This is a genomic window from Oceanobacillus manasiensis, assembly GCF_000724085.1.
Classification (GTDB): Bacteria; Bacillota; Bacilli; order Bacillales; family Amphibacillaceae; genus Oceanobacillus_B; species Oceanobacillus_B manasiensis.
This window is the reverse complement of sequence record NZ_CCDL010000001.1, coordinates 627,111-639,557: the sequence shown is the minus strand read 5'-3', so window position 1 is coordinate 639,557 and position 12,447 is coordinate 627,111. Positions and strand designations below refer to the sequence as shown.

Genomic DNA, 12,447 nt, shown 5'->3' with positions numbered 1-12,447 from the left:
GGAATCTACTTGTACAAACAGGAACAACTCATTTCCGAACCACTCTACCCATACATAGAGCCTCATCCATGGGAGATAGCATTATTTAAAAGCAAACCTGTAAGAAGGCTAAAACACTTATCCCATTTCGGCGGGGCTTCGTTTCTATCACCTGTCGTCCATAGTCGTTATGAGCATACTGTTGGGGTTTGGAAACTTACAGCTCGTTATTTCCCAAATGATTTAGAATTAAGAGTGGCGGCATTGCTTCACGATATAGGACATTTACCATTTTCCCATGCTATGGAAGAGGCACTAGGTTTTAATCATCACAAATTAACAGAGCAATACATACTAGAACAGGAAGTCTCAGCTATTTTACAAGAGGCTAACATCGACCCAAAAGTTGTTGTTAGCTTGCTGAATAAGCCCACAGCCATTACAGGAATTGGGAACATACTAGGACTTGATCATTTAGATAGTTTTTTGCGTGATACTTATATGGCTGGCCAAATCAGCAGGCTACCTCGCGACTTGCTAGGCGACATCCAATGCAGCCCTGATGGCATTGAGACCACATTAGATACCGGGAACTATTTGCTCCAGTTAATTCTGGCAGACCATAAGCTTTTTCTATCCCCAACCATGGTTGCTGTTGACCGTTTACTAGCTGAAGCTGTTAAGCTACATTGGGGAAAAATAACAGAACATAATAGGGAAGAATTTGCACAAATGACAGACGCGGATGTTCTTGCCATTTTGGCCGCTTCTCCTTCTTCTAAAGCAAGAGAGCTCTTAAAAATCATTCATTATGAACCTTATAGAATCAAGATCAACTCAGACAAAACGGGGAAAGGCTATCCGATTAGCATTCGAAAGATATATAGCAAGGTTCCTTTATGTAGTGGTAGCCCATTAACAGAATATAGTGAGGAAGCGCGGCATGTATTGCAAAATTTAAAAGACCTGGCATTTGATTTAGAATTGATTTTAGAACCCTAGTAATTGCATAAGACATTAAAAAAAGGCTCCCAATGTTGGAAGCCTTTTTACTAATCCTGTTTCTCTAACCGGTATATTCCTTTACGATCACGAAGTGTACAACCATTTTTAATAAAAATATTTATCATTGCTTGATTACTAGTATCCGTACTACCTACATAATAGGTTGCGTCCTTCTGTTTAAGAAGTAAAAGGGAAGCTAGATGCATAGAAGCTCCTACTCCACGGCCTCTCATTTCTGGGACAACCCCAAAGTAGAACATCCTGCCCTCATCTGCTGTTCCATCTTCAATGTGTGGGATGCTTATGCCACATACCTCTCCATCTAGGGTGAAATAATAACAAAAATCCCGCCATGTGGGACCAAGCTCGCTCTCTAATGAACCCATCACTTCCTCTATCGGCTGTTTTTTGTTCTTATTCGCTGAACCGGAGCGGCATCGCTCATAGAGACCAGCATAGTCTTGATTAGTCATGTTCCCTTCACTCAATCTGTTCGAATAAAAAGGAAAAGCCTGTTCTTCTATACTATTCAAAGACTTTGTATATTCTACAATGGTAGATACCTTGTTAAATCCTCGATCTAACAACACTGATTCAGAGGATTCCTCTAAAAGAACAGAGATGAACCCATACTCCGTCGACTGCCATTCTTTTACGAGTTCGCTTAATGAAGCTTCATACATTTCCTTGGGTATACCGTTCTTCTTTAATTGGTCAACAAGCCAATATTTGCCCGGACTTTTAATTGTATGGAATAAATTCATTAACCCATCACCTCATAATAGACAATGAAATTAACGAATGGCATTAATTTTATAATCATCGCCTTCTTTTACTATCTCCAATGATAAATAGCCTGCTTCACGCCTCTTTGATCCATCTGATTCTTGAAAGGATTCTTTATATTCAAAGTCATAAAGAAAATAGGAGGTCGCTTTTGTAACAACTTCATTTGTTATTTTTGTAACTTGGTTTGTTTTTGGACCTGTGAATTGTATAAATTCACTTTGCTCCAACATTTCCTCTGTTAACAATTCCTTTTTCACTAAGTTATATTCTTCCTCTGTTTGTGCGTATAAAAGCTTTTGATATTTCTGCCTTAGTGTCTGTGCAATATCTAATAATTCCTGTTCACTATATGTGAAGAAGTTGATTTCAGCTTCTTTAATTTTATTAGTAGAATCTTCCTGCATAACTACGCGCTTACGATTTTCAGCTAATCCCTGTTCACCGGAACATGCAGCTAAGGAAAGAATTAGTAATGCTGCACCTGCCAGTAAAAGATAGTTTCTCAATGGTTCTCTCTCCCTTTGTGATTCTGGTTGTTTTTACCTATGATGATTATACTATATTTATAGGTAAGCGGAAGAGAAAATCTTAAAAATATACAATTTATTAATAGAATATATCAAGTACATTACAATTTCATTACTCTTCCCATATTGCATTATACATTCCATCGGCTACTTCATCTACCATTTTCATTTAAAAAGCTGAATAATAAAATCCATTAAGACTTAGTTATTAATAGGAGATTCATTTATTCATTATCTTTTTCTCATGTGCTAACAGCCATTCTTTCCGCCACAAACCGCCCGCATAGCCAGTTAGCTTTCCACTTGTCCCTATAATACGGTGACACGGAAAAATAATACTAATTTTGTTTTTGCTATTCGCACTTCCAACAGCACGCACTGCTTTATCACGTTTAATGGATACCGCAATATCTCTGTAGCTTCCTGTTTTCCCATATGGGATCTCTCTTAGTGCCTGCCAAACTTCTTGCTGAAAAGGCGTACCCTCCAGTTTAAAAGGCAGATCAAATTCCAAACGCTCTCCCTTAAAATATTCATCTAACTGTGTATAACAATCCTTCACCGTCTGAGGGAGGCTTTCTGAAAATGTATAAGCTACCTCCTGCTTTTCGGTGTAAGAGACGTCATAGATCGCTTCCTCTGTTCCAGTTATTTCAATTATCCCTATCGGTGATTTATAATCTACTTTATTCATTTAAAGACCTCCATAAATAGATGGTTGCGTATGCTTCCCAGCCAGCCCAATTTCTTGCCAGTTTCGCTATTTCCTCCAACGTTGGCTTCCTACCAAGTTGTTGCTTTAATGCTTGATGTATGCCGGCGTCCGCGATGGGGAAAGCGTTTTGCATGCGAAAACATTTCATTAGCACATAATCTGCTGTCCAAGCACCAATTCCTCGAATCGACAGCAACTCTTTTTTTAACTCTTGATAGCTATTCTCTCTTAATGCTTGTTGTAAAGAACCATCTCGCATTTTCTCTGCTATACCTAGTATATACTCTGCTTTTCGGGATGAAAACTGCAAGACTCTTAACATTTCAATCGTGCAATCTGCTAGATCTTCCGGCTCTGGAAACAGCCAATAAGCCTCGCCCTCCCAATCAAGCTTTTCCCCAAACTGCTCCACGAAACGGCGCTTTAGTGTATAAGCGAACGTCAAATTGATCTGTTGTCCAGCGATAGCCCATACAAATGCTTCAAACAGGTCAGGGATTCCCACTATACGTAAGCCACTATACTGCTGAACAAGCTTACTTAAATAAGGGTCCTGCTGTGCTAATTGGTAGAAGGGTGCTACATCGCGCTCTAAGTCAAACCATTTCGTTACATAAACAGTGATGGACTCTTTGGTTAAACTGTCAGCTTTTCCCTTTAAAACATGTATGTAAAGCTTATCGTTTTCCTCCGTCACTGAAAATAGGATTGCACTCCCGTCTACCTTTAATGCTTTATACACTATTCTTCCTTCGACCCGATGCATTTCTTGATTCGAACGCTTTAAGAAAACGAGTGTCTCATCAAATTGATAGTTGCTTGGACATTCAGCTTCCATATAACTTTGTTTATCTTGCCATTTCACCATTTACTCCCCCCTCTTAATAGCTTCGTGGCTCTAACTCTACTACCTCTATTTTAACAAAAGACTGCCTCTATTTCGTTCGATACCTAGTGTAGATTTCATGAAAACTTGAAACATTTTGGCTAGTTTTTCGTATTAGTATTATCGACCAACCATATTGGTGCAACATCGTTGAAAGAGGAGTGTTACATATGTCGGAGAATCTTTTATCACCTAACCAAAAACTTTCCAAGAAAGCAGTAAAGGTATGGCGGCTTAGTGAAACAATTTCCAATATCATTAGTCTAATTGTGTTAGCAATACTGTTTTATCTGGATTACTATTTTTCTTGGGTTAGTTGGATAGGCTGGATTCTTATCGGGTTAGTTGTTATTACCATTGTGGGCGCAATTTGGGGCTATACTCGACCAGCTTTATTGTACAAGCATTGGAGGTTTGGGATTAGCGAGGAATTTTTGCAGTTAAAGTCTGGCGCAATAAAGGAAGAACATCAGCTTGTACCAATGACAAAGATTCAATCCGTTTCTACAAAGCAAGGGCCATTGCTACGTAAATTTGAGTTGTATTCGGTAACGGTACAAACAATGGGCTCTTCACACACGATTCCAGCTCTCGAAAAGGAAGTGGCGACAGAGCTAAGAAATACGATTGCCCATTACGCGAAAGTAGAGGAGATGGAGTAATGAATGAAGCAACACGACATCATCCCTTGCTAATCGTCTATGACTTTTTCTTGTTTATCAAAAACATCATCTTCTTCATTTTCATCCTATTTATTTTTCAAGCTGGTTCAGATTCCTGGTTTATCACGTATGGCAGGATTGCCTTTTACGTTTTAATAGCTGCTAAGCTCATTCATCTCATATTAAAATGGTCTACCAATAGGTACACCCTGACACAAACAGCATTCGTTCTAACTGAAGGAGTCTTTTCTAAGAATAAAAAAACGATTCCATATTCAAAAGTCCAGCATGTTAAACGGGAAACCAAATTATTTCACCGCATTTTCCGCGTCACATCGATAACGTTTGAAACGAGCTCTCAAGGTGATGATAGCTCTGTAAAATTTAATGTCGTAACACATGCTGAAGCAAGTCGATTAGAAAAGACGGTTTATGAGCAAACTACTGCTGTTAAACCAGAAGCGGATCCTGAAAATACGACGATAGAAAACACGGATACGCATCAAGGTTCAGAAAGCAAATCAGATCGAGTCGTGCATTTTAGTCCGACGAAAAAGGAAGTCATAAAAGCCTCCTTTACATCGTTAAGCTTCCTGGCTGTAATACCAATTTTAGGATCTCAGGTAAATAAGTTTGACGACGCTATTCCTACTGAGCAGCAAGCAGAAGGGTTCCTTGCATTCATTCTTGATCGATGGTGGATGATTGCCCTCTCTATCATTTTGGTAATTGCCCTATTAATGATCGGTGGCATGGTATGGACTTTCTTAAAATATGGGAAATATGAAATTGCATCAGATAGTGAGAAGATAGATATTACCAAGGGTGTGCTGGAAGAAACAGCATTTTCTATTACGAAAAAGAACGTCCAGGCCATTCAGATTCAGCAGTCTTTTATGAAACGGATACTCGGGCTTGCAGAAGTGAAGCTGGTGGTTGCTGGGGCACTAGGAGATGATGGGGCTGACGTTAATAGCCTTTATCCCTTTTTACCAGTAAAGAAAGCTCACCAGCTCGTAGAGGAAATATTGCCATCTTACAGGCTAACAGATTCGATGCAGTCCCTTCCTCGTGAAGCATTTTGGTTGCGCATGCTAACACCAAGCTGGTTCTGGATTACCGCCACTGCAGTACTTTTTTTCTGGAAACCAGACCTGTTTGGCTTTTCTGAATATTGGTGGGTTCTTTCACTCATCTTACTCGTTTTAGTCGTCATATCACGAATAATGAATTATAAGCATACCCGTTATACGATCAATGACTCATTCATCCAACTTAGAAGAGGGGGGTTCGGGTCGTCCTTGTTCCTGTCCAAACGAAGTAGAGTAATAGAGGTTGAAGTCTCACGTAATATTGTACAAAAAAAGCTTGGCTTAGCATCATTAGAAACAGTCAACCGCGCCAAGCCTGTTTTGCACACTACCATGGAGGATATCCCAACAGAATGGGCAGATGCATTTCTATTATGGTATCAGGATAGAAACCAAGAAATTGAGTTAAAATAATCTAACGGCCTCTGAGTTAACGTGGGGGAAATGTTTACTTAACAGCTAGGCAGCCATTCGTAGCTATTACTAGGAATTTGCCTGGCTATTTGGGTTTAGGGGGCTTTAATTTAACCAGCATTGACTTTTAATCCAAAATGATGTAAATTAAGCAATAGACGAACGATAATTATTCGTTTCAAAATAACATTCGGTTTTAGGAGTGTATAAAGTGGAAAATGTATTTGATTATGAAGATATTCAATTAATTCCAGCAAAATGTGTTGTTAATAGTCGCTCAGAGTGTGACACAAGTGTTACGCTAGGCGGATATAACTTTAAATTACCTGTCGTACCAGCAAATATGCAAACTATTATAGATGAAAAAGTTGCCGTGCATTTAGCCGAAAACGGTTACTTTTATGTCATGCATCGTTTTGAACCAGGAAAGCGAATTGATTTCATCAAGGATATGCAAAAAAGCGAACTTATTGCCTCTATCAGTGTAGGTGTGAAGGACGAAGAATATGAATTCGTTGAGCAATTAGCAAACGAAGAACTGGTTCCGGAATTTATTACGATTGATATTGCGCATGGACATTCTAATGCAGTTATCAACATGATTAAGCATATCAAGCAGCATTTACCAAAAAGCTTTGTCATCGCAGGGAATGTCGGAACTCCCGAAGCGGTTAGAGAATTAGAGCATGCAGGAGCAGACGCTACGAAGGTCGGAATCGGCCCAGGGAAAGTTTGTATCACGAAGATTAAAACAGGCTTCGGTACAGGCGGATGGCAGCTTGCAGCACTACGCTGGTGTGCCAAAGCAGCAACAAAACCTATTATTGCAGATGGCGGTATCCGCACACATGGTGATATAGCTAAATCTGTACGTTTTGGAGCTTCAATGGTGATGATCGGTTCTCTTTTTGCCGGACATGAAGAGTCTCCAGGCGAGACCATTGAAAAAGAAGGAAAGCTTTATAAAGAGTACTTCGGCTCCGCTTCTGAATTCCAAAAAGGCGAAAAGAAAAACGTTGAAGGCAAGAAAATGTATGTGGAGCACAAAGGCTCTCTTGACGATACATTAACTGAAATGCAACAGGATTTACAATCCTCAATCTCATACGCTGGTGGAAGCACACTTGATTCTATCCGCACTGTTGATTACGTTGTCGTGAAAAATTCCATTTTTAACGGGGATAAAGTTTATTAAGTCTATTACAAAAGGCATGGGTTTTATAGAGCCCATGCCTTTTTTGTCTAATTTGTCTGCACAATAATGTTTTATTTATTCCTCACCAGGATGGTCAAATGATATAAACCAAGCAAAAAGGCTGGGTCTATCTCCTGCGTAGTAATGTTTACTCGATGATTTGTCCGAATAGCAAAACGGTCAGCATCCGCTTCTAGTACCTTGTCATTACTTACTGTTGCCTTTGTTTTAGTGGACATTACCGTGCGCTGATAAAAAATTCTCTCTTCTTGTTGGTCTACTGGCTCATATCTAACATGCATTTCTTTTAACTTAAACTTCATTTTGAATTTTCCAATGTATGCATCATCCTGGTAAACGTCCCATTGATTTGTATAAAGGTTTTTCAAAATGGGCTTCTGTTTAAATGTATAGTGACTATTCCCACCCCGTATTTCAGCATTGAAAAAGAAAACATCTAAATACTTACCCAAAAATCGTTGAACAGCATTCAAAAAATATACTCGGACCTGATAGGGACTCTCTTCAGCTCTTGCAAAGATGGACACCCACTGTTCTGATGCGTCCCTGTACTTTTCACGGTATGCATAATCAAAATCATGCTGTTCCATGTCAGTAGGCTTTTGATCTTCTTCCCGGTCGGACCTCCTCTGGTAGGCTCTGTAGGTTAATATCCCGACAATTGCAATAAAAAGGATACCTACGAAGATCCATAACTGGGTTGTTGTAATAGGATTATCAGGTGCTAATCCTATTGTGTCTAGTATTGCGAATAAGAACAAAATCAAGAACAAAGCAACCACTCGTAAAATATGTAATCCCTCCGTTTATTGGTTTACTGGCATTAAATTCTTTTCTTAACCTATACCCTACTTCCTATTTTTATAACTAGTTTGGAAACATACTCTGGTTTTAATAAGACAACCTTTATAACTCCCTAAAAGCACATACTTAACTAAAAGACTGGAATAATAAGCACTAGGAGGTGTTGAGAATGCCAAGCGATTCAAAGAAGAAGCGTGCTGGTATGAGTGATGAACAAGCAGTAAGAGGGAAGTTATCAAAACAATTTGACCACGAATTTGCGAACGAACCCCTTACCACCGAAGAAAAGTTAAATAATAAAAAAACGAAGAAAAGACAATAATTCCAATTAAAACAGCCCCTTAACTAGAAGGGGCTTCCTGTATGTACATATTGATTTAAGTTACAGCTTTTTCACAAACTTGGTTTTTAATTGCATCTCACCAAGACCATCAATTTTACAATCGATATCATGGTCTCCATCAATTAAGCGGATGTTTTTAACCTTCGTCCCTCTCTTCACTACAGAGGACGTGCCTTTTACCTTCAAATCCTTAATTACGGTAACAGCATCGCCATCATTCAATACGGTTCCATTTGCATCCTTGTACACTTTCACATCATCTTGTTCCACTTCTGTTTCTCCCGTCCACTCATGGGCACATTCCGGACAAACATAGACATTCCCATCATCATATGTATATTCTGAATGGCATTTTGGACAACTTGGTAGTTCGTTCATAGGTAAAACCTCCTTTAACATACAATTAGTTTACCACACCCCTGGCCAAGTGTGGCACAAGCTCATTGGTGTATTTAGAACTGCGTTAATTCAATGCCAGTAAAAGGCACATTACAAAAGCAACGCCTGCTATAGGTGTCATCACATACCTTTCTTTCTTACTTCGGGATGCGAGATTTGCTATCGTATTAAGTCCTAGAAAGATACTAATGACCCAAACCAAAATAGGAATTGGTAAAAACTCAAAGCCACTTATTAAATTAGCATTTTTTAAGTAAACCAAACACATACCTAGAAGAATAATAGCATTCGATAAACTGACTAAACGTAATTTTTTAGGTAATACCTTATAGTACCCTCCCATCGCAAATTCTCCTAACGGCAGTCCAAACGAAAGAAGCACTTGAAAGGCGGCCATCCCTACAAACAAAACAGAAACAAACAACGTCAACAGGTTTACAAAAGTCTCTTCCATCCATTCTTACCTCCTATAACTCTTCATATAAAAAACAGATGTGCTCTGTTATTCATACAGCACATCTGCTAAAAAGTTTCATGTTTCTTTAATTTAATTGAAAAAGCATCACAAGCGCATAACCAAAAATCGCTAGGAATACAGATCCGACGATACCTGCAGCAACTCCTTTCATTCCTAACTTACGGAAAGTTTTGACCTCCACATTTAACCCAAGACCACCCATCGCCATCGCGATTAAAAGGTAAGCAATCATAACAATACTATTTGCTACAGACTCCGAAACGATGCCTAATGTATTAAAACCACTCATGGCAAGGAATCCTAAAATGAACCATGGGAAGATAGACATTGTAGGTTTGCTTCCTGCCGCTTTTTTATTTCCTCTTTGTATAAGATAACCAATAACAAAGGCAACAGGGACAAGTAATGCGACACGTGTTAATTTAACAAGTACTGCCATATCAACTGCCGTTTCTCCTCCAGCCCCAGCTGCAGCAACAACATGAGCCACTTCATGCAAGGTACCTCCCGCAAATACGCCATAGCCTGTTGACGATAATGGTAACAATCCGTAAATTAAACTGTACACCAAAGTAAAAGTGGTACCTAATAATGCTACGATTCCAGCGCTCACAGCCGTTTCTGTTTCTTTTGCTTTAATAATCGGGGCAATTGCCACAACAGCTGCAGCTCCGCATATGGCTGTACCACATGCGGTAAGGATTCCCAGGTTGCGACCCACTCCGAACCAGCGTGCAAGGAAATAAACGAGAATAAGTGCGAACACAAGATTAAGAAAGGCGATAATAAACACGTTTATACCCGCATTGTAAATGTCTGCTAAGTTTAAGCGCATACCTAATAAGATAATTCCTAGTCGTAAAAGCTTTTTATTAGAAAAGGTCACTCCAGCCCGTAATGTGTCAGGTAGACCAAATGCTGCTCGCCATGCCATTCCTAAAATTATTGCGATCACGAGCTGCCCCATGATTGCTAAGAAAGGTAGTTTGGCGAAGAGGCCTGCCAACAATGCAAGCAGAAGTGTTAATCCAATACCCACAATAAATCCATTTTGACTATTTTTTTGCAAGTAACTTCCCATATCTATCACGTCCTCTATTTCACTCTCCATTCACTTTATCGAAAGCTCTACTATTAGTGAAATACATATAAATTATTGTTATGATTAGGAATACTAATAATAAGGAGTGTGACCATGTATTACGATGCCCTTAAAACCTTTATAACACTTGCTGACGTGGGAAATTTCACGAAAACCTCACAGGCATTACATATTTCACAACCTAGTGTTAGCTTACATATTAAAAACCTCGAAAAGGAGTTTCACACAGAACTTTTTGTCCGCTCACCAAAATCTGTTCAAATTACACCAACAGGGGAGATACTTTATGACCGCGCCAAGCAAATCATTGCCATGTATGAGCAAACGCAAGAGGATATAGCAACACATCACCAATCTATTCAAGGCCAATTAAAAATTGGCGCGAGCTTTTCAATAGGAGAATATATTTTACCTACTTTTCTACAACAACTACAGCATGATTTTCCAGCATTAGAATTAGAGGTCGTAATTGGAAATACAGAAGAAATTGTAGAACAGGTGCGTCTCTTTCAGGTTGACGTGGGGTTGATTGAAGGTCAGAGTAATGAAAAGGAACTTGCTGTTCATCCCTTTATGAACGATGAACTGTCCATCATTTGCTCGACTGATCATGAACTTGCAGGGAAACAGCGCATATTGATTAAGGATTTACATGAGCAGACATGGATTACAAGAGAGGATGGTTCAGGGACAAGAGAGTATTTAAACCATGTCATTCGGAGTAATGGCCTCTCTGTGAAGTCAATGCTTACCATTAGCAGCAATCAGGGGATTAAGGAGAGCGTGATGAGAGGAATGGGTTTATCTCTATTGTCTCGTAGCGTTATTTCCCGGGAAAAGATGCATGGGGCACTCGACGTACTGGAGGTAGAAGATTTGCGTTTTACTAGGACTCTCTCTTATATCTATTCTCCAGTTATGCGAAGCAAAAAAAACGTAGAAACATTTATTGGTGTAGTGGAAGCTTATAAAGGGAATAGAATGGCAGATCGTCTAGCCACAGAAAAGGAGTCTTAACATGAAAAAAATAGCATTATATGTATTTGCCATACTCTTTATATTGGCTGGAATATCCCATTTTGTGCTAGAACCTTTTTTCACAGGGGCTATGCCTGATTGGGTTCCATTCCGCCCAGCAGTTGTTTATATTTCAGGAGTCATCGAGATCCTACTAGCCATTGGCTTGCTTTACAAGCCCACTCGGAGAAAAGCAGGAATTCTAATTGCAATATTTTTAGTGTTAATCTTCCCAGTGAATATCTATATGGCGTTAGAACCAGAGCAGTACAATATTCCCTCCTTCGCATTATGGTTGCGTCTACCCCTGCAATTTGTGTTGATTTGGTGGGTGTTGAAGGTTAGGAAAGTCGGCTAATCAACTTCTCCATGGGGGAAAATAAGTTTGCTAGGATAGAATATGTACATGTTTTAGATTGAGTAGCATCAAAAAAAACAACAAAACATTCTTCTAATTTTACCTAGCAAAACTATATATCTAAAAATTATGTTAGCATTGTATAGAGTTCTTTAAACTGATTTACACTATAGTTTAAGTAAAGGGGTTTTCACGGTGCATACTGATAGTGAGAAAAGAGACGGTAAGGTAATATTGTTAACAATTACTTGGATAGCTACATTCTTACCTTATCTGTTCAGTCCGATTGCATTTGGACCATTTGCATTCTTTCTAGGTTTAGTTCTGAAAAGAGGGTATGATGTAGGCAAGCAAAGTAAGATAATCATGGTGTTAGCAGTAGTGAATACAATTGGGGGAATGATATTCGCCAATTGGGTTCTTCGCAACTATGGCGGTTTATAGTTACATGTTAGCCTTGCGTCGTGCACTAACATAGTTTTTGGGGGAGAGGTCAATGGATCAATACTTTGTAGGATGGGGTACACTAGCGTTAATTAATGCTGGTCTCGCACAAGGGAAGAATAGAACAGGATTAAACTGGTTTTTACTTTCTCTTTTATTAGGTCCCCTTGCAACACTCATTTTGTTGTTTGTTGAGAAGAGAGAGCATTAACATTGAA

17 protein-coding genes are annotated in these 12,447 nt (G+C 39.2%); 9 read left to right on the top strand and 8 right to left on the bottom strand.

All coding sequences use genetic code 11. The features are described from left to right. Window positions 1-9 precede the first annotated feature (9 nt). Entirely contained in the window at window positions 10-981 is a 972-nt protein-coding gene (locus BN985_RS03395) for an HD domain-containing protein (RefSeq protein ID WP_042221099.1), read from the top strand. Between the two features lie 50 nt (window positions 982-1,031). On the opposite strand, the gene BN985_RS03390 is transcribed toward BN985_RS03395, so the two are convergent. From BN985_RS03390 to BN985_RS03375, 4 genes are all read right to left on the bottom strand, one after another. Next, window positions 1,032-1,748, bottom strand: a complete 717-nt coding sequence (locus BN985_RS03390) for a GNAT family N-acetyltransferase (protein WP_052360596.1) — start codon at window positions 1,746-1,748, stop codon at window positions 1,032-1,034. Between the two features lie 30 nt (window positions 1,749-1,778). Then, window positions 1,779-2,279 (bottom strand): hypothetical protein, encoded by a 501-nt coding sequence (locus tag BN985_RS03385; RefSeq protein WP_042221098.1) that lies wholly within the window; start codon window positions 2,277-2,279, stop codon window positions 1,779-1,781. A 241-nt stretch (window positions 2,280-2,520) separates the two neighbouring features. After that, window positions 2,521-2,994, bottom strand: a complete 474-nt coding sequence (locus BN985_RS03380; RefSeq protein ID WP_042221096.1) for a methylated-DNA--[protein]-cysteine S-methyltransferase — start codon at window positions 2,992-2,994, stop codon at window positions 2,521-2,523. Next, a complete protein-coding gene (locus BN985_RS03375; RefSeq protein WP_042221095.1) occupies window positions 2,987-3,883 on the bottom strand; it encodes a DNA-3-methyladenine glycosylase family protein in 897 nt (298 codons plus the stop codon). The genes BN985_RS03380 and BN985_RS03375 overlap by 8 nt, the downstream gene beginning before the upstream one ends. A gap of 188 nt (window positions 3,884-4,071) precedes the next feature. Here BN985_RS03375 and BN985_RS03370 point away from each other — a divergent pair, with 188 nt between their 5' ends. The 3 genes from BN985_RS03370 to guaC all read left to right on the top strand — a co-directional run bounded on the left by BN985_RS03370 (window position 4,072) and on the right by guaC (window position 7,263). Further along, window positions 4,072-4,563: a PH domain-containing protein gene (locus tag BN985_RS03370; protein ID WP_042221094.1), complete on the top strand. Its 492-nt coding sequence runs from the start codon at window positions 4,072-4,074 to the stop codon at window positions 4,561-4,563. Continuing rightward, window positions 4,563-6,068 carry a PH domain-containing protein gene (locus BN985_RS03365; protein ID WP_042221092.1) on the top strand — a complete coding sequence of 502 codons (1,506 nt, stop codon included), beginning with the start codon at window positions 4,563-4,565 and terminating at the stop codon, window positions 6,066-6,068. The genes BN985_RS03370 and BN985_RS03365 overlap by 1 nt, the downstream gene beginning before the upstream one ends. 211 nt (window positions 6,069-6,279) lie before the next feature. Further along, window positions 6,280-7,263, top strand: coding sequence for a GMP reductase (guaC, locus tag BN985_RS03360; protein ID WP_042221091.1), 984 nt, complete (start codon window positions 6,280-6,282; stop codon window positions 7,261-7,263). Window positions 7,264-7,334: 71 nt separating this feature from the next. Here the strand turns inward: guaC and BN985_RS03355 are convergent, their stop codons facing one another. After that, window positions 7,335-8,051, bottom strand: coding sequence for a hypothetical protein (locus BN985_RS03355; protein WP_042221089.1), 717 nt, complete (start codon window positions 8,049-8,051; stop codon window positions 7,335-7,337). A 206-nt stretch (window positions 8,052-8,257) separates the two neighbouring features. Between BN985_RS03355 and sspO the strand changes: the two genes are divergently transcribed. Further along, the gene (gene sspO / locus BN985_RS03350) at window positions 8,258-8,410 is read left to right on the top strand and encodes a small acid-soluble spore protein O (RefSeq protein ID WP_042221088.1); all 153 of its coding nucleotides are present in this window, start codon (window positions 8,258-8,260) and stop codon (window positions 8,408-8,410) included. A 60-nt stretch (window positions 8,411-8,470) separates the two neighbouring features. Here sspO and BN985_RS03345 read toward each other — a convergent pair whose 3' ends face one another. From BN985_RS03345 to BN985_RS03335, 3 genes are all read right to left on the bottom strand, one after another. After that, window positions 8,471-8,809 (bottom strand): zinc ribbon domain-containing protein YjdM, encoded by a 339-nt coding sequence (locus BN985_RS03345; protein WP_042221087.1) that lies wholly within the window; start codon window positions 8,807-8,809, stop codon window positions 8,471-8,473. 85 nt (window positions 8,810-8,894) lie between these two features. Continuing rightward, entirely contained in the window at window positions 8,895-9,284 is a 390-nt protein-coding gene (locus tag BN985_RS03340) for a hypothetical protein (RefSeq protein WP_042221085.1), read from the bottom strand. Between the two features lie 88 nt (window positions 9,285-9,372). Next, window positions 9,373-10,389, bottom strand: coding sequence for a YeiH family protein (locus BN985_RS03335; protein WP_042221083.1), 1,017 nt, complete (start codon window positions 10,387-10,389; stop codon window positions 9,373-9,375). A 114-nt stretch (window positions 10,390-10,503) separates the two neighbouring features. On the opposite strand from BN985_RS03335, the gene BN985_RS03330 reads away from it, so the two are divergent. The 4 genes from BN985_RS03330 to BN985_RS19180 all read left to right on the top strand — a co-directional run bounded on the left by BN985_RS03330 (window position 10,504) and on the right by BN985_RS19180 (window position 12,440). Continuing rightward, window positions 10,504-11,427 (top strand): LysR family transcriptional regulator, encoded by a 924-nt coding sequence (locus tag BN985_RS03330; protein WP_042221082.1) that lies wholly within the window; start codon window positions 10,504-10,506, stop codon window positions 11,425-11,427. Window position 11,428: 1 nt separating this feature from the next. Continuing rightward, window positions 11,429-11,785: a DoxX family protein gene (locus tag BN985_RS03325; protein WP_042221081.1), complete on the top strand. Its 357-nt coding sequence runs from the start codon at window positions 11,429-11,431 to the stop codon at window positions 11,783-11,785. Between the two features lie 195 nt (window positions 11,786-11,980). Continuing rightward, on the top strand, window positions 11,981-12,229 hold the full coding sequence (locus tag BN985_RS03320) for a hypothetical protein (protein WP_042221080.1): 249 nt from the start codon (window positions 11,981-11,983) through the stop codon (window positions 12,227-12,229). Between the two features lie 52 nt (window positions 12,230-12,281). Then, window positions 12,282-12,440 (top strand): hypothetical protein, encoded by a 159-nt coding sequence (locus BN985_RS19180; protein WP_198029963.1) that lies wholly within the window; start codon window positions 12,282-12,284, stop codon window positions 12,438-12,440. Window positions 12,441-12,447 lie beyond the last annotated feature (7 nt).